Genomic DNA, 19,415 nt, shown 5'->3' with positions numbered 1-19,415 from the left:
GCCCGGGTCTTGCGTGCCGCCGCTAGGGCAGCGAAATCGTCAGGTGCGCGGCACGCGGACCCAGCTTGACGATGTCGTGATAGGGCGCCATCGCGGTCTGCATTTCCGTGTTCAGGAAGTGGCCCATGCCCAGGAAGGCGAGCAGGCCCAGCAATGCGAACAACGCCATGATCGACCACAGCGGCACGTCGCGCTTGAGCGTGTGCGCCACCTTGTCGGGCAGCGGCCAGTGCGGCGCAAAGCCGGTGCGCTTGCCGCGCAACAGGGCGATCTCGTCGCCCAGGCGCGCGGTCAGATAGCCCAGCTTTTCCTGGCCTTCGATCAGGTACTTGCCCTGGAAGCCCAGCAGCAGGCACATGTAATAGATCTCCAGCGATTGCAGGCGCGGGGCGCCCTGCGCGCGCAGATCCTCCAGCCGGGCGAAGAAGTTCTCGCCCGCCAGTTGCTCGCCAAAGAGCGCAAGCTGCAGCGGCTGAAGCATCCAGGCGTCGCGGATCGCGAAACCGGAATTGAGCACGGTCTCGTCCACGGCGGCACAGAACGCGTACTTGGTCGCGTACACGTCCTCGGCGGGAATATCCATTTTCTTGGCGGCGCGCTCGTAGTCCGCCAGGAATTGCTGCACGTGGGCGGAGAAGGCGGCCGCGTCGGCGGGCTCCTGGCCGCTCTTGAGCAAAAACAGCATCAGGAAGCCGTCGTACATCAGATCCAGCAACGACCTGGCGGGACGGCTTGCGTGAAAGGCCGCCGCGTGCGGCGGCAGCGTTGCGCCAGGCATCAGGGAGGGGGCGTCAGCAGTCATGGCGGTGTCGTTCCTGTCAGCGAGTCACTGCGATCAGATCCAGCTTCAGTTCGGGAATCCCGGCGGGGGCATAGATGGCAATGCTTCGCGCCTGCAGCATGCGGTCATACAACGAACCGCGCGTCTGCAACGCGAAATAGACAGCGCCCGGCTTGACGGGCACGGCGGGCGGCACCTGCGGCGTATAGGACAGCGGCACGCCCGGCATGGCGGACAGCACCAGCTTGTCCACGTCTTCCGGCGCGCCCACCTTGAAGCGCATGGGCACGCTCTCGGCCAGTTCGGCGGCGGGCATCGCGGCCTGCACCGCCAGATACAGCGAGGTGGTCTCGTCCAGCTTTTCCGAGTCGAGGCGGCCCATGTGGAACGAGGGACGCAACTCTTCGAGCACGATCGAGAAGTACCGGGTCGAGATCACCGTTTCGAGCAGGTCGCGCAGGATCTCGTCCATGCGGGCGAACGCCGGTCCGGGCGCATCGTGGCGATACACGGGAAGATCCGCCAGCGTGTGCACCTTGGAAAAGGTCATCAACGCGCCCGCCAGCCGCGCCAGTTCCTGAAACAGGCGCTCGGGATGCAGTTGCGGGTGATGGAACAGGTGCGACAGCGTGGCGTAGGCCTCGTTTGCGGTATGCAGCAGCCAGAACGAGGCGACGTCGCCGGAGCGGAACTCGATGATGTTCTTGCTGGGTTCGCGATGAAACCCATAGAGCGCGTTGACCTTGGCCTGCAAGGCGTCGAGCAGCCGCCGGAGCAGCTCGTGCAGGGCGCCCGAGGCGGTCAGCGACAGGCTGGGCGCAATGAAGGTCGTGTCCAGTTCATAGCTGGCGTTGGCCGTGCGCCGCACACGCGCCACGGGAATTGCCAGCAGTTCGTCGCGCGGTTCGAATTCGGAGATCAGGCGCACGTCCTTGCGCAGGAATGCGAGCTCGGCGGAGGCCGCGCCGGTGTAGAGATCGGGGGCGGGGGTATTGCTGTGCGTGTAGCGGGAATCGAAGCTGCCCGACGTCTGGGCGTCGCGGTAGTTGCCGCCGATTGCCTTCAAGGGATGGATCGCCAGATAGAACACGGCTTCGGTCACGCCATCCAGCGCGGTCAACGCGACAGGCGGTGGTAGTTCATCGCCGTGCGGCGCGCTGTAGAGTTCGCCGTCCGGAAACACGGCGCTCATTTCGGTGGCGCGCAGCATGCCGTTGGCGAGCGCCGAGGCATCGAAACGCGCAGAGCGCAGACCCCATGCATAGGGGTGCAACACGCGGGCCATTTCGGCCAGCCGATCTTCGTGATACGCATCCTGCCGCTGGAAATGCTGCGGCCGGAGGAACAGACCTTCGCCCCAAAGGACTTTGGCGGAGTAACTCAAAATACGCGCTCCCTGTTTCGTCTTTCCTGGTTTCTCTATTGCTTTAAGAATTGAAGGATGTGAACGGCGGGCGGCTTTGATGCTTCAGCCTGGACACTGCACGCCGGACAGGCGTGACGGGTCGTAGGCGGGTACGCCCGCAGGCAACGTGGGGCGGCCCTTGGCCACCGTCAGCGCGCAGGCATGCGCGCCCAGTACGATGCCGTCGTCTTCCACATCCTCGACTTTGAATACGTACTTCCAACGCATGGGCGCGGGTGCATAAAACAGCCCGGCGACAGCGATGTAATCGGCTTGCTTGGGGACTTTTTCGACGGTTTCGTAACGCTGTCCCGGCGTGAGCGTGAGCTCGCGCGAACCCAGCATTGATTCCCCCAGCGCTGCCTTTTCCCCGGCAGTGTCTATCAATTGCGTGAGCGGCGCACGCTGGAATGGCTCAGGATTCTTCAGGTAGTATATTTTTGTAACGACCGCCATCGCCTGGCCGGCGCCGGCATTCAAATTTTCTCCGGCGTGAATCGCCAGGTTCACTTCCACAGGCGCGTTTTCGGGCTTTTTCAGGCCCGCCATCTCCATCGCATTGCCCGTCAAACCGGCCACCGCGCCGATGGCCGAAACGGCTGCACATCCAGTAAGGACGGTGCTCGCGAGCGCACACGACAACCCCGTGAACAAACGTGATAAACGGATATGTTTGGACATGGCTCTTTATACCGGAAGTGTGTGAAGCAATACAGATCACGGCACGATACGTGCAAATTCGACGCAAGTAACATGAAGAAACGTGCTGTAGCGCTGCACTAACAAAAGGTTGATGAAATACGGCCCCTGGTTACAACCTTGCTAGGTGCTTAAAAAATGCCCTTCTTCCGCCTCGTTGTCATCGCAGGTGTCGTTGCATTGATGACCGGCTGTGTGTCGGTCAAGCCGCAGTCCGAAGCCGAGTACAAGCAGTCCCTGGCCGACGCCGAAAAGACGTTGGCGCAGAAAGACGCTGACCAGGCTGTCGCGCAATTTGAAGAGATCGCGCAGCGCAATCCGTCCAAGGGCGAACCCTGGTCCTACATTGCAAAGATCCGCTTCGACCAGCAGAAGTACGGGCAGGCGATCGTGGCCGCCGACGAAACGTTGAGCCGCGATCCGGATGACTTCGTGGCCAAGACGGTGCGCGCCGTCGGTGGCCTGCGCGTGGCCATGCAGTCCCTGGCCGATGTGCGCGCCGACGCGCTGCTGGCCGGCAACGCCCGCCCGGACGCCGTCGCGCTGGCCGAGGCGATGCGTGAAACGCTGGGCCAGGACGTCCTGTTCCCCGAGGGACGCCGCCCGCCGCCCCGGCCGCGCCAACCGCGCAAGGTGGATCCGGCACCCGCAGTCAAACCGGCAGCGGCGCTGCCCAATGCGGGGGCGCCAGCAGCAGGATCGCCTGCCGCAGGATCGCCCGCCGCAGCGTCGCCTGCCGCATCCCCCGCCGCGTCCCCGTCTTCGCAACAACCCGCCAGCCCGCCTGCCCAGCAGCCCAATCGCGCGCCGAATCCGTTCGGCGACCTGCTGACCAAGTGATTCGCCTTGGGGCGCCGCCATGGCGGCGTCTCCCCGACCGACAGACAAGATCCTTTGCACGGAGCCGTCCATGGCCAAGAAAGAAAGCGTTCAGAAACGATTGCAGAAAGTCCGTCCGCCGCGCGTTCAGCTCACGTATGACGTGGAGAAGGGCGACGCCATCGAACAGAAGGAGCTTCCCTTCGTGGTCGGCGTGGTGGGCGACTTCTCTGCGCAGTCCGAGGCCGAGCTGCCCCGTCTGAAGGACCGCAAGTTCGTCAACATCGACGTCGACAACTTCGACGACGTGATGCGGGGGCTGGAGCCCCGCGCGGCGTACCGCGTGAAGAACCGCCTGACTGATGAAGGCGGCACGTTCGGCGTCGACATGAAATTCCGCTCCATCGAGGACTTCCGTCCGGAAGCCGTCGTGCAGCAGGTGGATCCGCTGCGCGAGCTGCTGGACATCCGCACCAAGCTGGCCGATCTGCGCAACAAGCTTGCCGGCAACGACAAGCTGGAAGACCTGCTGGGCGAAGTGCTGACCAGCACCGAAAAGCTGCAACAGCTCACCAGCGAGACCGATAAGGGAGGCCGCAATGAGTAATTCCGCCGCCGCACAAAACACCGCCGCCACCGCCACCGAAGCGCAAAGCGGGCTGCTGGACCAGATCGTCGAGCAAAGCCGCGTCGCCAAGTCCACCGCCGAGCACGACCGCGCCAAGGACATCATCGGCGAGCTGGTGCGTGAGGTGATGAAGGGCACCGTCGTCGTGTCCGACAACCTGTCGGCCATGCTGGACGCGCGCGTCGCCGAGCTCGACCGCCTGATCTCGGCCCAGCTCAGCGAAGTGATGCACGCGCCCGAGTTCCAGAAGCTGGAGAGCACCTGGCGCGGCCTGCACTACCTGTGCCAGGAGACCGACACCAGCCCGATGCTGAAGATCAAGGTGCTGAACACGACCAAGCGCGACCTGGTGCGTGATTTCCAGACCGCGATCGACTTCGATCAAAGCCTGATGTTCAAGAAGGTGTACGAAGAGGAATTCGGCACGTTCGGCGGTGCGCCGTTCGGGGCGCTGCTGGGCAATTTCGAGATCACGCGCCAGCCCGAGGACATGTATTTCATCGAGCAGATGTCGCACGTGGCGGCCGCGTCGCACGCGCCGTTCATCGCGTCGGCGTCGCCGGAGCTGCTGGGGTTGGACAGCTTTGCCGATCTGGGTCGCCCGCGCGATCTGGCCAAGGTGTTCGATACCGTCGAATACACCAAATGGCGCAGCTTCCGCGATTCGGAAGATTCGCGCTACGTCGGCCTGACCATGCCGCGCTTTCTGGGCCGCCTGCCGTACGACCCGGTGGAAGGCACCACGGTCGAAGGCTTCAACTTCGTCGAGGACGTGGACGGCACCGACCATTCCAAGTACCTCTGGTGCAACGCCGCGTGGGCCTTCGGCGCTCGCTTGACGGCGGCATTTGCGGACTTCGGCTGGTGCGCGGCGATCCGCGGCGTCGAAGGCGGCGGCCTGGTCGAGAATCTGCCCACGCATACGTTCAAGACGGACGACGGCGAAATCGCACTCAAGTGCCCGACCGAGATCGCCATCACTGACCGGCGCGAAAAGGAACTGAGCGATCAGGGCCTGATCCCGCTGGTGCATTGCAAGAATTCGGATTACGCCGCCTTCTTTGGCGCCCAATCGGTGCAGAAGGCCAAGAAGTACAACACGGACAGCGCCAACGCCAACGCGGTGTTGTCGGCGCAGCTGCAATACATCTTCTCGGTATCGCGCGTGGCGCACTACCTGAAGGCGATGATGCGCGACAAGATCGGCAGCTTCGCATCGGCGCAGTCCGTAGAGAGTTTCCTGAATCGCTGGGTATCGCAGTACGTGCTGCTGGACGACAACGCGACGCAGGAACAAAAGGCGCAGTTCCCGCTGCGCGAAGCATCGGTGCAAGTGGCCGAGGTGCCAGGCCGCCCTGGCGTCTTCCGTGCCGTGGCGTTCCTGCGGCCGCATTTCCAGCTTGACGAACTCTCGATCTCATTGCGCCTGGTCGCCGAATTGCCGGCGCAGGCCCAGAAATCCTGAGCGTCATTGCACTGACAACTCATCCATCATCTGAAGAGGCTATCAACAATGAAGGACATCTACGTCAAGTTCGGCAATCCGGCGCTCAAGGGCGAGTCGCAGGACAAGGACCATCCGGACTGGATCGAAGTCAGTTCGTGGCGCCACGAGATCATCCAGCCGCGTTCGGCCACCGCATCGACCTCGGGCGGCCATACCGCCGAGCGCACCGAACACGGCGAAATGGTCTTCACCAAGGATCTGGACGTTGTCAGCCCGCTGCTGTATCAGCACGCGTCGGGCGGCACCACCTTTGACGAAGTGACCATCGACTTCCTGCGCGCCGACGGCGAGGGCAACCGCGTCAAGTACCTGGAGATCAAGCTCAAGTACGTGATCATTGCCCGCGTGGCGCCGGAAGTCGTGGCCGAAGGCCTGCCGCACGAAACGTTCTCGCTGAAGTACGCCGCCGTGCAGTGGAAGTACACGCAGCAGAAGGTGGGCGGCAATCAGGGCGGCAACGCCCAGGGCGCCTGGAGCCTGACCAAGAACGACAAGACCTACTCGGTCTGATCTCCGCCGGGCAGGCACGAAGACCGCGGCCCGAGAGGGTCGCCGTCCTTCTTTTGAGGCCCCGATGAAAGGATTCGAACCGAGTCTCTTCGACAAGCTGTTCGAAGCAGAGGGCCAGTCGCCCTATGCCTTGCGGCGCTTGTCGATCGAGGAGATGAAAGAGACGGTGGCGCGCGACATCGAGGCGCTGCTGAACACCCGCATGGTGTTCACCGAGGAGGACCTGCGGCGCTACCCGAACTGCCGGCGTTCCGTGCTGACGTACGGGCTGTCGGACTTTTCGGGACTCAGCCTGGCCAGCCACTACGACCGCGAGTTCATCTGCCGTTCGCTCGAACAGGCGATTGCGCGCCACGAGCCCCGGCTGACGCACGTGCGGGTCATGCTGCAGGTCGACAGCCGGGCGACGTCGGTGCTGTATTTCGCGATCACGGCCATGCTGGATGTGGGGCCCGCCCACGAGCCCGTGACCTTCGACGCCACGCTGCAGCCCTCGACCTTGCAGTACTCCGTGACCAAGGGTTGGGCCAAAAGCCCGGCCACGGTCTAGCGCATCAACCCGCGGTGCAGGTGCCCTGGCGCGCCGGACAGGAAGACATCAATGGAAGAATTGCTGCCCTATTACGAGCGCGAACTTGGCTTCTTGCGCACCTCGTCGCGCGATTTTGCCGAGCGTTATCCGAAGATCGCTGCGCGGCTGGGGCTGTCGGGCGAGACCTGCGAGGATCCGCACGTCGAACGCATGATCGAGTCGTTCGCATTGCTGAGCGCGCGCATCAACAAGAAGCTGGACGACGATTACCCCGAATTCACCGAAGCGCTGTTCGAGGTGATGTATCCGCATTATCTGCGGCCGTTTCCTTCGTGCAGCGTGGCGCAGTTCGACTTGGGCGGCGCGGGCGCGCAATTGACCGCACCCGTGCGCATCGGGCGAGGCACCGAACTGAAATCCCATCCGGTACGCGGGGTGGCGTGCCGCTTCCGCACCGCCTATGACGTCACGCTGGCCCCCATCGAGGTCCGGCGCGCGGCGTTCGAGTCCAGCGCCAATGCGCCGGCCACGGCCAAGCTGCCGGCCGGCGTCACGGGCCGCTTCTCCATTACGCTGGGCTGCCTGGGCGAGAACCAGCACTTCGGCATGCCGGGCGTCGACCGGCTGCGTGTCTATCTGCACGGCGAACCGTCGTTCGTGGCGGCGCTGCGCGACGCCCTGTTCCTGCGCGCGGCTGCGGCCTATGTCGAGCTGCAGCCGGGACGGTGGGACCGCCTGGCCACGATTCCGCTGGCGCAGGTCGGGCTGGCCGAGGAAGATGCGCTGATCGACTTTCCCGCCAGCTCGCACCCGGCGTACCGCCTGCTGGCCGAATACTTCGTGTTCGCCGAAAAATTCAATTTCGTCGATATCGACCTGAGCGCGCTGCGTCCCCATCTGGGCGCCGTGCGGCAATTTACGCTGCATGTGCCGGTCAGCGGGGTGCGCGCCGATTCCAACACGGCGCGTCTGCTCGAATCGACATCGGCGGACAACCTGCGGCTGGGCTGCACGCCGGTGGTGAACCTGTTTGCGCAGCGCGCCGATCCGATCCGCGTGACGCACGCCGCGGCGTCGTATCCGGTGGTGGCCGATGCGCGTCGCGCGTACGGATACGAGGTCTATTCCATCGATCGCGTGCGTCAGGTGCGGCAGAACGCCCAGAACGATACGGTGGTGGACTTCCGGCCGTTCTACTCGCTGCATCACGGCGAATCGCCGGAGTCTGCCGGCCACTACTGGACCATGCGGCGCGATGCGTCGATGGCGCAACGCAGCCCGGGGTACGAGACCGAGATTTCCATCGTCGACATCGATTTCGATCCCTCGGTGCCGCAGACCGAAACCCTGAGCCTGGACCTGACGTGCACCAATCGCGACCTGCCGGCGAGCATCGCGGTGGGCCAGTCGGGCGGCGACCTGTTCCTGGAAGGCGGCACGGTGGCGCGCAGCATCCGGATGCTGCGCCGGCCGACGCATTCGCACCGTTTCCAGCAGGGGCGCGCCGCCCACTGGCGGTTGATTTCGCATCTGGCGCTGAACCATCTGTCCCTCGTGCAGAGCGGCCTGCCCGCCTTGAAGGAAACGCTGCGCCTTTACGACCTGTCCGGGTCGGCGGTCGCCGCGCGTCAGATCGAAGGACTGATCGGCCTGGACTACAAGCCGGCCACGCACTGGATGCCGGGCGAGCCTTTCGCCACGTTCGTGCGCGGGATCGAGATCCGCCTGACCGTCAATGAAGATCACTTCGTGGGCACGAGCCTGCATACATTCGTTGCCGTCATCAACCGCTTCTTTGGCCTGTACGTGCACGCCAACAGCTTTGTGCAATTGGTCGTGTTGTCGCGCCGCGGCGCAGAGGAATTACTACGATGCCCCCCATGCAACGGCGACGCCATCCTAGCGTGATGGACGCGCTGCTGGCAGAGCCGCAGCGCTTCAAGTTTTTCCAGGCCGTACGTCTGCTCGAGCAGTGCTTCGCGCGGCAGGAACGCGGCGCGACGCGCCATACGGTTCCCGTGCACCTGCGCTTTCCCAATGCCCCCGGGCTGGCGTTCCCGCCCAGCGAAGTCGTCGATGCGGTGGCGTATGACAAGGACGGCGAGGCGTTGGCCGACGAGGCGGCGCGCCAGGCTGCCATTGCCGAGGGACGGTTGGGCCGTGTGGAAGTGACGCCGGCGTTCTTTGGTCTGCTGGGCGGGCAGGGGGCGCTGCCGCTGCATTATTCCGAGATGCTGGCAAACCGGGAGAGCCTGCGGCGCGACCGCGGCGCGCGCGCCTTTTTCGATATTTTCTCGAACCGGGCGGCGGCGCTGTTCTACGCCGCGTGGAAGAAGTACCGCATGCCGCTGCGGCACGAAACCGAACAGGACCATCACTTTCTGCCGCTGTTGCTGGCGCTGGGTGGGATCGGTCACCCGGCGCTACGCGACCGGTTGCACAGCGGCGCGGGCAAAGTGTTCGACGAGTCCGTGGCGCATTACGCGGCGGCCGCGCGCCAGCGGCCTGTTTCGGCGCCGATGCTGCAGCGCGTGTTGCAGGACTACTTCGGCGTGCCCCTGCGCGTGGAGCAGTTCGTGGGGCGCTGGTATGACGTGCCGCCGCAGAACCGTACCCGATTGGGACAGCCGGGCGCGGTACTCGGCGTGTCCGCCCTGGCGGGCGATCGCATCTGGCAGCGCGACCTGCGCATCCGGTTGTGGATCGGACCGCTGCCGCGCCAGGCCTTCGCCGATTTCCTGCCGGGTGGCGAGCGCGCGCAGGCGCTGGAAAAGCTGTTGACGATGTTCGGCGGCATGACTTTCGAATACGAAGTGAGGCTGGTGCTGGCGCGCGAGAGCGTCATGCCCTGCCAGCTCGGCGAGGGCGGTGACGTGCGCCTGGGCTGGAATTCTTTTCTGTGCACCGGGCCGGCCGCTGAGGACCGCGATGACGCCAGTTATGAACTGCACACCATCCATTGAACCGAAGACAAGCTAAAGACTCATGGCCACTCCGCTGAAGACGTTGATCGGGAAGTTGAATCAGACCTGCCGCCAGGCCGCCGAGCGCGCGGCCAGCCTGTGCATGGCGCAAGGGCACTATGAGGTGGATCTCGAGCATCTGTTCCTGGCGCTGCTGGAAAAGCCGGCCAGCGACGTGAGCATCATTGCGCGGCGTTGCCACATCCAGGCCGATGCGCTGGAAGCCGATCTGAAGGCGGAGATCGACCGGTTCAAGAATGGGAATACGCGTACGCCCGTGTTTTCGGCGCATCTGCCCAAGCTGTTCGAGCACGCGTGGCTGATCGCGTCGCTGGATACGCAGACCACGCGGATCCGTTCCGGGCATCTGCTGCTGGCGTTGCTGACGGAGCCGGACCTGGCGCAACTGGCGCGCCGGGGCTCGCCGCTGTTCGAATCGTTCCGGCTGGACGAACTGAAACATGATTTCGCCGCCCTGACGCAAGGGTCGGAGGAGACGGGGCAGGCGGTGGGCTTGGCCGATGACGCGGGTGGGCAAGAAGCGCCCGGGCAGCCCGCGCCGGGCTTGTCGCAGACGCCCGCGCTGGACCAGTACACGACCAATCTCACCGAGCGTGCGCGGGAAGGCAAGATCGATCCGGTCATTGGGCGGGATGCCGAGATCCGCCAGATGATCGACATCCTGACGCGCCGGCGGCAGAACAATCCCATCCTGACCGGCGAGGCGGGCGTGGGCAAGACTGCGGTGGTCGAGGGGCTGGCGCTGCGCATTGTCGCGGACGACGTGCCGCCCGCCTTGGCCGGCGTCACGTTGCGCGTGCTGGACATGGGCCTGCTGCAAGCCGGGGCCAGCGTGAAAGGCGAATTTGAGAACCGCCTGAAGAACGTGATCGACGAGGTCAAGAAGAGCCCGTCGCCCATCATTCTTTTCATCGACGAGGCGCACACGATGATCGGCGCGGGCGGGCAGGCGGGGCAGAACGATGCCGCCAATCTGCTCAAGCCCGCCCTGGCGCGGGGCGAGCTGCGCACCATCGCCGCCACGACCTGGAGCGAATACAAGAAGTACTTCGAGAAGGACGCTGCGCTGGCGCGGCGCTTCCAGGTCGTCAAGGTCGAGGAGCCGGACGAGGCGCTGGCGGCGTCAATGCTGCGTGGCATGGCGCCGCTGATGGAACGCCACTTCGGTGTGCGCGTCCTGGACGAGGCCATTGTTGCGGCCGCGCGGCTGTCGCATCGCTACATCACGGGCCGTCAGTTGCCGGACAAGGCCGTCAGCGTGCTCGACACCGCCTGCGCGCGCGTGGCGCTGGGCCGCAGCGCCACGCCGGCGCTGATCGACGATGCGCGCCATCGCCTGACGCGGCTGCGCACCGAACGGGAGGCCCTGCGCCGCGAGGCCGCCACGGGGGCGCCGCAGGCGCGGCTGGCGGAACTGGACGCGAAGATCGCCAGCGTGGAAGCGGCGCTAGCCGAGGCGGAAGGGCGTCACGCGGCCGAGATGGCGCTCGTCGACAGGATCCAGGCCTTGCGCGCCGAACTCGAAGCCCAGGGGCAGGAAGGGCCGAGCGGGGATGCGGCTGCTGCGCCATCCGCCGCGCCGGCCTCCGGACGCCGCAAGCCGGCGCCCGCGCCGCTTACGCCCGAGCAGCAGCGTCTGGCCGGGCTGATGGACGAGCTGCGCGCCTTGCAAGGCGAGCAGCCGCTGGTGCCCGCCTGCGTGGACGCCCAGATCGTGGCCGAGATCATTTCCGCCTGGACCGGCATTCCGCTGGGCCGCATGGTGAACGACGAGATCCGCACCGTGCTGCAATTGCAGCCCATGCTGGCCGAGCGCGTCATCGGCCAGGACCACGCGCTGCATGCCATCGCGCAACGTGTGCGCACGGCCCGCGCCGGGCTGGAAGATCCGGACAAGCCCAAGGGCGTATTCCTGTTCGTGGGCCCGTCGGGCGTGGGCAAGACCGAGACGGCGCTGGCGCTGGCCGACATTCTTTATGGCGGCGAGCGCAAGCTGGTCACGATCAACATGAGCGAGTACCAGGAGGCCCACAGCATTTCCGGACTGAAGGGCTCGCCGCCCGGATATGTCGGCTACGGCGAGGGCGGCGTGCTGACCGAGGCGGTGCGGCGCCAGCCCTACAGCGTGGTGCTGCTGGACGAGATAGAAAAGGCCCATCCCGATGTGCTGGAACTGTTCTTCCAGGTGTTCGACAAGGGGGTGATGGACGATGCGGAAGGGCGGGAGATCGACTTTCGCAACACGCTCATCATCCTGACGTCCAACGTGGGGTCCAGCACCATCATGCAGGCCTGCCTGAACAAGCCGGCCAGTGAGCGCCCGTCGCCGGAGCAGTTGGCGGAACTGCTGGCGCCGCAGTTGTACAAGGCGTTCAAGCCGGCGTTCCTGGGCCGCATGAAGACGATTCCGTACTACCCGGTGGACGACGACGCGCTGGCGCACATCATTGGCCTGAAGCTCGGCCGCATCGCGCGCCGCGTCCAGGCCACGCACCGCGCGGCGTTCGACTGGGACGACGGATTGGTGGAAGCCGTGCTGGCCCGCTGCACCGAGGTCGACACCGGCGCGCGCAATGTGGACCACATTTTGAACGGCGCGCTGCTGCCGGAGATCGCGGAGCAGGTGCTTGGCCGCATGTCGCAGGGTGAGGCCATCGCCAAGATCCGTGTGACTGCGGGCAAGAACGGCGAGTTCCGGTTCCGGATGAGCTGACGAGGGAGACGCAGACATGGCCCTTGAATCCGCTGCTGCCGGCCCGCTGGGCGCAGGCTTTACGCAGGCCGATCGCCTGTTGGACCTGGCCACGCCGCTGGGGCCGGATACCTTGCTGGCCGAGCGGCTGCAGGGCCGGGAGCAGTTGAGCGGCGGCGGCTTCGTGCTGGACGTGGACGCGCTGTCCGGTGATGCCCACATCCCGCTGAAGTCGCTGATCGGCCAATCCGCGCAGGTCAAGCTGCAGACCGCCTTGGGCCGGGACGAACACCGCGTGTGGTGCGGCGTGGTGACCGAGGCGCGCTTCGAGGGCGCCAATGGCGGCTTTGCGCGCTACCGCCTGCGCATCGAGCCATGGCTCGCGCTGCTGCGCCAGCGGCGCGACAGTTTTGCGTTTCAGGATCTGTCGGTGATCGACATCGTCGACAGCGTGTTTGGCGATTACAAGGGCCAGGGTGCGCTTGCGCCCCAATGGCGCTGGGAAGTGAAGGATCGCGATGCTTACGCCAAGCGCAGCCTGACGATTCAGTATCGCGAAACCGACTTCGCGTTCGTGGAGCGTCTGCTGGCGGAAGAGGGGCTGTTCTATTGGGTCGAACATGAAGGCGGCGACGGGGAACCCGGTACGCATACGATCGTGATCGCCGATCACAACGGCGCATTCGAGACCGGCCCGCAGGACAGCGTTCCCTTCCAGCGCGCCGATGCGACCGAGGAACAGGACTCCATCCAGGCCTGGCGCCAGCACCGCGCATGGCGCACGAATGCCGTGCGGCTGGCCACCTGGGACTATCGCGCCATGCAGGCGCGCAAGGTCAGCGCCCAGATCGAAGACAAGTTCGCCAATGCGCTGGAACTGGCCGACTCGGATTACCCCGGGCAGTATCTGTACGAAGACAGCGCGCAGGGCGAGCGGCTGGCGCACAATGCGCTGGCCGCGCAGCGCGTTCGCCAGTCGTTGTTCGAGGGCGAAGGCACCGTGCGCACCCTGGCGCCGGGGCAGCGCTTCACGTTGACCGGCCATTGGGGGCCCTCGCAAGGCGCAGGGGCGGACTTCGTGGTCATCGGCATCCGTCACGAAGCGCGCAACAACTTCGACGAAAGCCTCGGGCAGGCCGTGGCGCAGGCGCTGGGCGCGGCGGGCGGCGGGGCTGTGGAAAAGGCGGAGGGCGAGGCGGCGGACTTCTATCGCAATCGCTTCGAGGCCATTGCCGCCACGCTGGAGTACCGGCCCAGCACACGCGACGGCCACGGCGCGCGTCTGCATCCGCGCCCCACCGTGCACGGCGCGCAGACTGCGCTGGTGGTGGGCGCCGGCGACTCGGTGCACACCGACCGCGATCATCGCATCAAGATCCAGTTCCACTGGCAGCGCGGCAGCGCGTCGAGCAGCCGGCAGGACCATCCGGCCGGCGAGGACAATGCGCCCGCCAGCGAGGCGCTGGGCACCTGGGTGCGTGTGGCCGAGCCCGTCGCCGGATCGGATTGGGGCGGGCATTTCGTTCCCCGGCTGGGACAGGAGGTGCTGGTGCAGTTCCTGCATGGCGATATCGATCGGCCTGTCGTCGTGGGCGCGCTGTACAACGGCGCGGGCACGGAAAACGCCGCGAACAACCAGGTGCAGGGCGGCGCGGCCAAGGCGACCGGGAATGCGCCCGCCTGGTTCGCGGGCAGTGAAGCGGGGCACGCGCACAACGTGGTGATGTCGGGCTTCAAGACCCAGGCGCTGGCGTCCAGCGGACAGGGCATGGGCGGCTACAACCAGCTCGTGCAGGACGACACGCCGGGCCAGTCGCGGTTGACGGCCTCGACCACGCAGGCCGAATCGCGATTGAACCTGGGGCACCTGAAGCAGCAGCGCGACAACGAGCGGCTGTCGGACCTGGGCCATGGCGCCGAGCTGGCGACGGCCGAGGCGCTGGCGCTGCGGGCGGGGGAAGGCCTGCTCATCAGCGCCCACAAGCGCGAGGACGCAACGGGCGGCCTGCTGGACAGCGAAGAGGCCATCCAGCAAATGGAAAAGTCCATCGAGCAGGCCGCCGAGCTGTCCGCAACGGCCGGCCGCCAGGAGGCCCTGTTGCCCGGCGACAACGACAAGCCGCGGGCGCTGAACGAGCTGAATGCAGTGCGCGAGATCATCGAAGGCACCAAGTCCGACGCAGAACACCGCGTGCCGGCCTACACCCAGCCGCACGTCCAGGTCAGCGCGCCCAGCGGAATCGGGCAATACACGCCGCATAACGCGTACACGGTGGCCGGCGCCACGCTGTGCCAGATTGCCCCGGACGTGAACTGGGCGGCGGGCGCGAATCTGGCGATGTGCGTGGCGCAGGGCGTCGCGCTCTTTACCAAGGGACTGGGCGGCAGCGGAAGGGCGGTGCAAGAGCAAGGCATCCGCCTGCACGCCGCCGGTGGAAAGCTGCGGCTCCAGAGTCAGAAGGCGCGCATGCGGCTGGCGGCGGAAAAGGCGGTGACGCTGGCGTCGGCGCAGGGCGCGGTGGACGTCAATGCGTCCAAGAAGGTGCTGGCGACGGCCGCGGGCGCGTACATGCGGATCGAGGGTGGCGGCATCCAGCTGCATGCGCCCGGCAAGGTGGAACTGAAGGCAGGTGTGCACAACTGGGTGGGACCGCAAAGCGGCGCCGGACCCGCGCAGCCGCCGCAGGGCGACATGGAAGGCTGCGCCGCGGCGCTAGAAGACGCGGCCGGCAGCGGCGCGCTGGCGGCATGACGATGGACATGACGTTGGACATGACGACCCGCCAGCCCGAGTATTGGACGCCCGCCGCCGAGGCCCGCGTCGAGCACGCCATTGCGGGCCTGCGCGCGGTGCTGGACGCGCGCGCCGACCGCCGCGTGCTGCTGTTGTGCGATTCGACGCTGGCCGATCCGCTGGGCCAGGACATTGCTTCGGCCGGCCTGCGGCGCTGCGAGGTCGACCTGATTTCACAAGGGGCAAGCGCGCCGCCCTTGTATCTGGCCGAGGTGCCGGATGAAGTGCGGCACGAACGTCTGATCAACCGCAGCCTGCGGCTGGCGGTGGACGAGGCCGTGCGTCCGGCGCCGGCGGCCAAACGGCCGCGCTCGATGTCGGCATGGCTGGCCACCAATCTGCCGCTGGCCGAGGTCGCGCAGCGCCTGGTGCTGCGCGCGCGCCTGCGCGATGCGCAGGGGCGCGTGCGCATCCTGCGGTTCTGGGACCCGCGCACCACGCAGTTCCAGAGCGAGCTGTACGCGGGCACGGCGCCGGCCTCCTGGATCGAGGGCGTCACGTGGATGAGCGTGGACGGGTTCGGCCAGTGGCAGACGCTGCCGGACGCGCGCGGCCCGATGCAGACCGTCACGCCCGATTGGCCGCGTCTGGCGCGGCTGGGCCGCGTCAACGCCGTCCTGCAACGGCTGAACGCGCAAGGGCTGCGTTATGAGACGCCGGCGCTGGAGGCGGTACGGCGCGCGCTGGATGCCGCCGCGGCGTGCGGCATCGCCGATGACGAGGACGCGGCGCTGTTCGCGGCCTGGCGCGTGCGACTGGACGCGCCGCTGGAATGCGCGCCATCGTTCCTGGCGTTGCTGCGCGAAGTGCGCGAGGAAGGCGGCCGCCTGTATCGCGCCGCCGAGGGCATGGACGACGAGGATTGGCAGGCGTTTGCGCACGAGGCGCAGGCGCGGGAGGATCTGCAAGCATGACGACTGACTACGACGCGCTGCCCTGCAAGGGCAAGTTCTGCGGCCGGCCGGGCCTGCCCATCCTGCCCATGCGGATCGCCTATGTGCCGGGCGGCAAGAACGACCTGCCCGACGGCGTGTACATGGATCCGGAGCTGTACTACGAGACCATGCGCCAGGGCGCCTACATGCTGCGCGCCATCACCGCCGGCTACGTCTACATCTGGGATCCGCGCCGCAGCTACGGTTGGCGCGCGTTCGCGGCGACGGCGACGGGCCAGATGAAGGAAGTGCCGGTCGACGACGACAACCGTCCGTCCGAACAGCCCACGTTCACGTGCACGCGCGAGGGTCACGGCCTGGAATCCACGCTGATCAATGTGGAGGCGCCGGCCAACGCGTCGCGCACGGTGTGGGTGGGGTATTCGCGCGTATGGTGGACGCGCGACATCCGCCGCGATCTGACCCGCGACGAACGCTGGCGCAAGAAGATCATGGTGGAGCTGGACGCCAAGGCGGTGTGGGGCGGCGGGTATCCCAAGCCCGAGACCGGCTACCGCGTGGCCGAGGACGGCGCCAATCTGGCCAAGCACTCGATCGAGTTCCGCGACGCGGCCGGCGCCGCCACGCTGTTCAGCAATACGCTGTCCCCGGCCGTCAACGTGTTCGGCGGGCAGGGCGCGGCCGTTGCGGCCAAGATGCGGCAGATGACGCCCAAGGGCGGCATCGTGCTCGCGCTGCGCGACCCCGTCGGCATCCTGGCCGACGTGGCGACGTGGCGCAACAAATGCATGGGCGAGCTGGCCGAACACCATCTGGACCCCACGCGCATGCGCGAGGTGGGCGTCGCGCAGATCATCGACGGCCTGCAGAAGCAGATGGGCAACACGGGCGACGAGATCCGGCGCCTGCGCGAACGTGTCGATACCGGCAAGGTCGCCAAGACGCTCAGCGACAACAAGGTCGCCATCGACCGCATGCGCGAGAAGATCGAAGGGGCGGGCAAGGATTGGGCGTGGTGGTATGGCCGCGAAGCGTTCTGGCTGGCGCTCAAGGCCTATTCGCCCAAGGACGCCGCGGCTGGCGAGCGGCTGGAAGAGGACATGGCGCTGTGCGTGGATGGCGCGGGCGCGATCGAAAGCGAACACAAGGTCATCGACGATTCGCTCAAGGACGAGGACAGCGACAGCACCTATGCGGCGATCTGGCGCGCGCTGGCGGCGAACGACGGCGAGCTGCTGGGTTTCCTGGACCGCGAGGCCAAGGGCAAGGTGATCTCCAAGCAGGTCTCCAATGTCCGCAGGATGATCAAGAGCTACAACGACTGGATCAAGGCGCGGGCGGCCAAAGGCCAGTTGCCGCCGATGCGGGTGGCTGGCGCGGCGATCGGCCGGTTCATGGCGACGCAGCTGCTGCGGCTGACCCTGGCGGGCGACCCCATCGCCGAACGCGTTGCGGCGCGCGTCACGCTGACGATGTCGGCGCGGATGAACGTCGTGATGGCCGTGCGCACGCATACGACCACCTTGCCGCGGATGATCGCGGACATGCACCAGATTGTCTGGGAACCGAACCCGGCGACGGTGACGGTGGGCGCGGGCAGCAGCGAGGGCCTCGGTGCGAGCAAGCAGATGCAGTCCGGCTGGATGGGCACGCAGGCCGAACGCTCCACGCCGGTCACGCTCAACTACATCATTCCCGAGGAAGTGGATGCGCAGTTGAACGCCGCGGCGGCGGCGCCGCCCCGTCCCGGCGGCGGCCCATCGCCGGCGCTTGCGCTACCGGCGCCCGCGCCCGTGCTGGCGCTGCCCGCACCGACCATGTCGCCGCTGGCGGGCCTGGTCAAGTGGGCAAAGTCCAAGGACGGCGCGAATGCGGGGGCGACTGGCGTGCTGACGCTGGTGGCGCTGTATGCGTCGGTCTCGGACTTGCGCAACGCGCAGGTCGTGCAGGACGCCAAGGCCGCGCGCAAGGCATGGTTCGGCATCACGTCGGGGGTGTTGGGCGTGGGCAGCGTCGCGATCGAAGTGACCGCGGGCGCGATCGGTGCACGCGTGGGCGCCAACACCGCCTTCACGATGAACCTGAAATTGAACATGCGCCTGACTGCGGTGCGGACGGCCGGCGCCGTGTTTGCGGCAGCGGCCACGTTCGTCGACGGCGCCAACAACGCGCTGAATGCGATCGACCAGTACGATGTGAAGAACTACGAGGCGGGCAACGCCTATGCCACCTCATCCGTGTTCCTGCTGTTGTCCGGGTTGACCGGCGTGGCCACCGCCCTGGTTTCGTTGGGCGGCGCATTCAGCACGGCCGGGGTGGTGGCGGGCGCGGGGGGCTTTGGCAGCGCGATGGTCGGCCTTACCAGCGGCGGCACGGTGCTGCTGGGCATTCCCGTGTGGGGATGGATTGCGCTGGGCCTGTGCCTTCTGGCTGCCGGGTTGTACTTCAAATTCTGGGGCGACAGCGCCAAGGAAAGCGAACTGGAAGTCTGGTTCACGCGTTGCTGCATGCGCTCCGCGCAGTTCTCGGACGTGAAGGATCGCGAACTCTATTCGACCCGGGAAGAGGAACTTGAGGATTTCAACTGGGCGGTGTTCGGCGTGCGCGTGATGCTGGAGTGGAAGGGCTTTAAGCAGGGGGAAATCTTTGGCCGCGATCGTCTGGTGCTGGACGTGGTGATGCCGGGCTATACCGAACACAGCGATTACGCATACATCCTGAAGCTCGTCGGACCGGGCATCAGCGTCATCGTGGCAAGCAAGGGATCCCCGCGCGCGACGGACCCGGATCTGCTGCCGCGTGGACCATCCGATATGCAATGGGTGCAGGGGCGCCCGCGCGAGGAGACCTGGGCCGACCGTGTGGACAACTACGTCGACAATATGACCTCCCGCCCCGGGTGGGCGGATGCCTGGCGCTGGATACGCAAGGATCGCAGCCAATCCATCGAGTTCACCGCCAAGCCTTGGGACGAGTCGGTTCAGTTCAATGTGAGCAGCGGCCGCGGGGTGCTGCGCACGGAGGTGCTGGTCGATGACGATATTTTCAATGAAGCGATCCTGAAGGTCGAATACTGGCCCGACCCGGATCGCATGCCCGACATCCGCTCGGTGCCCATGGGCCCCGGCGGTTCAAATCTTGTAAGAGCGACTAACTGACAAGGCGCAC

General features: G+C 66.3%; 14 protein-coding genes. 11 read left to right on the top strand and 3 right to left on the bottom strand.

Annotated features, from left to right (window positions below):
- Nucleotides 1–22: 22 nt before the first annotated feature.
- From HV681_RS12355 to tssJ, 3 genes are all read right to left on the bottom strand, one after another.
- Nucleotides 23–802 carry a DotU family type IV/VI secretion system protein gene (locus HV681_RS12355; RefSeq protein ID WP_175123334.1) on the bottom strand — a complete coding sequence of 260 codons (780 nt, stop codon included), beginning with the start codon at nucleotides 800–802 and terminating at the stop codon, nucleotides 23–25.
- 16 nt (nucleotides 803–818) lie between these two features.
- A complete protein-coding gene (tssK, locus tag HV681_RS12350) occupies nucleotides 819–2,165 on the bottom strand; it encodes a type VI secretion system baseplate subunit TssK (RefSeq protein ID WP_175123333.1) in 1,347 nt (448 codons plus the stop codon).
- A gap of 84 nt (nucleotides 2,166–2,249) precedes the next feature.
- Nucleotides 2,250–2,867: a type VI secretion system lipoprotein TssJ gene (tssJ, locus tag HV681_RS12345; RefSeq protein WP_175123332.1), complete on the bottom strand. Its 618-nt coding sequence runs from the start codon at nucleotides 2,865–2,867 to the stop codon at nucleotides 2,250–2,252.
- Nucleotides 2,868–3,023: 156 nt separating this feature from the next.
- Here tssJ and HV681_RS12340 point away from each other — a divergent pair, with 156 nt between their 5' ends.
- The 11 genes from HV681_RS12340 (at nucleotide 3,024) to HV681_RS12290 (ending at nucleotide 19,405) form a co-directional block, all read left to right on the top strand.
- Nucleotides 3,024–3,725 (top strand): tetratricopeptide repeat protein, encoded by a 702-nt coding sequence (locus HV681_RS12340; RefSeq protein ID WP_254594948.1) that lies wholly within the window; start codon nucleotides 3,024–3,026, stop codon nucleotides 3,723–3,725.
- A gap of 70 nt (nucleotides 3,726–3,795) precedes the next feature.
- Nucleotides 3,796–4,311 (top strand): type VI secretion system contractile sheath small subunit, encoded by a 516-nt coding sequence (gene tssB, locus HV681_RS12335; protein ID WP_008168611.1) that lies wholly within the window; start codon nucleotides 3,796–3,798, stop codon nucleotides 4,309–4,311.
- On the top strand, nucleotides 4,304–5,797 hold the full coding sequence (gene tssC / locus HV681_RS12330) for a type VI secretion system contractile sheath large subunit (RefSeq protein WP_175123331.1): 1,494 nt from the start codon (nucleotides 4,304–4,306) through the stop codon (nucleotides 5,795–5,797). The genes tssB and tssC overlap by 8 nt, the downstream gene beginning before the upstream one ends.
- Before the next feature lie 48 nt (nucleotides 5,798–5,845).
- Nucleotides 5,846–6,349: an Hcp family type VI secretion system effector gene (locus HV681_RS12325; protein ID WP_105237422.1), complete on the top strand. Its 504-nt coding sequence runs from the start codon at nucleotides 5,846–5,848 to the stop codon at nucleotides 6,347–6,349.
- Nucleotides 6,350–6,413: 64 nt separating this feature from the next.
- Nucleotides 6,414–6,899 carry a type VI secretion system baseplate subunit TssE gene (gene tssE / locus HV681_RS12320; protein WP_105237423.1) on the top strand — a complete coding sequence of 162 codons (486 nt, stop codon included), beginning with the start codon at nucleotides 6,414–6,416 and terminating at the stop codon, nucleotides 6,897–6,899.
- A 51-nt stretch (nucleotides 6,900–6,950) separates the two neighbouring features.
- The gene (gene tssF / locus HV681_RS12315) at nucleotides 6,951–8,789 is read left to right on the top strand and encodes a type VI secretion system baseplate subunit TssF (RefSeq protein WP_175123330.1); all 1,839 of its coding nucleotides are present in this window, start codon (nucleotides 6,951–6,953) and stop codon (nucleotides 8,787–8,789) included.
- Nucleotides 8,753–9,844, top strand: a complete 1,092-nt coding sequence (gene tssG / locus HV681_RS12310) for a type VI secretion system baseplate subunit TssG (RefSeq protein WP_175123329.1) — start codon at nucleotides 8,753–8,755, stop codon at nucleotides 9,842–9,844. The genes tssF and tssG overlap by 37 nt, the downstream gene beginning before the upstream one ends.
- A 22-nt stretch (nucleotides 9,845–9,866) precedes the next feature.
- The gene (gene tssH, locus HV681_RS12305) at nucleotides 9,867–12,578 is read left to right on the top strand and encodes a type VI secretion system ATPase TssH (RefSeq protein ID WP_175123328.1); all 2,712 of its coding nucleotides are present in this window, start codon (nucleotides 9,867–9,869) and stop codon (nucleotides 12,576–12,578) included.
- A gap of 16 nt (nucleotides 12,579–12,594) precedes the next feature.
- Nucleotides 12,595–15,309 (top strand): type VI secretion system Vgr family protein, encoded by a 2,715-nt coding sequence (locus tag HV681_RS12300; protein ID WP_175123327.1) that lies wholly within the window; start codon nucleotides 12,595–12,597, stop codon nucleotides 15,307–15,309.
- A complete protein-coding gene (locus tag HV681_RS12295) occupies nucleotides 15,306–16,265 on the top strand; it encodes a DUF4123 domain-containing protein (protein WP_239215676.1) in 960 nt (319 codons plus the stop codon). The genes HV681_RS12300 and HV681_RS12295 overlap by 4 nt, the downstream gene beginning before the upstream one ends.
- Entirely contained in the window at nucleotides 16,262–19,405 is a 3,144-nt protein-coding gene (locus HV681_RS12290; RefSeq protein ID WP_175123326.1) for a T6SS effector BTH_I2691 family protein, read from the top strand. The genes HV681_RS12295 and HV681_RS12290 overlap by 4 nt, the downstream gene beginning before the upstream one ends.
- The last annotated feature ends 10 nt before the right edge of the window (nucleotides 19,406–19,415 follow it).

It is taken from the genome of Achromobacter animicus (assembly GCF_902859585.1).
Classification (GTDB): Bacteria; Pseudomonadota; Gammaproteobacteria; order Burkholderiales; family Burkholderiaceae_B; genus Achromobacter; species Achromobacter animicus.
The sequence above is the reverse complement of the archived record's forward strand: the minus strand, read 5'-3'. Positions and strand labels throughout refer to the sequence as shown.

Coding starts and splice junctions, on each gene's coding strand:
- HV681_RS12355 (WP_175123334.1), bottom strand. CDS start 802: ATGACTGCTGACGCCCCCTCCCTGATGCCTGGCGCAACGCTGCCGCCG.
- tssJ (WP_175123332.1), bottom strand. CDS start 2,867: ATGTCCAAACATATCCGTTTATCACGTTTGTTCACGGGGTTGTCGTGT.
- HV681_RS12340 (WP_254594948.1), top strand. CDS start 3,024: ATGCCCTTCTTCCGCCTCGTTGTCATCGCAGGTGTCGTTGCATTGATG.
- tssB (WP_008168611.1), top strand. CDS start 3,796: ATGGCCAAGAAAGAAAGCGTTCAGAAACGATTGCAGAAAGTCCGTCCG.
- tssC (WP_175123331.1), top strand. CDS start 4,304: ATGAGTAATTCCGCCGCCGCACAAAACACCGCCGCCACCGCCACCGAA.
- HV681_RS12325 (WP_105237422.1), top strand. CDS start 5,846: ATGAAGGACATCTACGTCAAGTTCGGCAATCCGGCGCTCAAGGGCGAG.
- tssE (WP_105237423.1), top strand. CDS start 6,414: ATGAAAGGATTCGAACCGAGTCTCTTCGACAAGCTGTTCGAAGCAGAG.
- tssF (WP_175123330.1), top strand. CDS start 6,951: ATGGAAGAATTGCTGCCCTATTACGAGCGCGAACTTGGCTTCTTGCGC.
- tssG (WP_175123329.1), top strand. CDS start 8,753: ATGCCCCCCATGCAACGGCGACGCCATCCTAGCGTGATGGACGCGCTG.
- tssH (WP_175123328.1), top strand. CDS start 9,867: ATGGCCACTCCGCTGAAGACGTTGATCGGGAAGTTGAATCAGACCTGC.
- HV681_RS12300 (WP_175123327.1), top strand. CDS start 12,595: ATGGCCCTTGAATCCGCTGCTGCCGGCCCGCTGGGCGCAGGCTTTACG.
- HV681_RS12295 (WP_239215676.1), top strand. CDS start 15,306: ATGACGATGGACATGACGTTGGACATGACGACCCGCCAGCCCGAGTAT.
- HV681_RS12290 (WP_175123326.1), top strand. CDS start 16,262: ATGACGACTGACTACGACGCGCTGCCCTGCAAGGGCAAGTTCTGCGGC.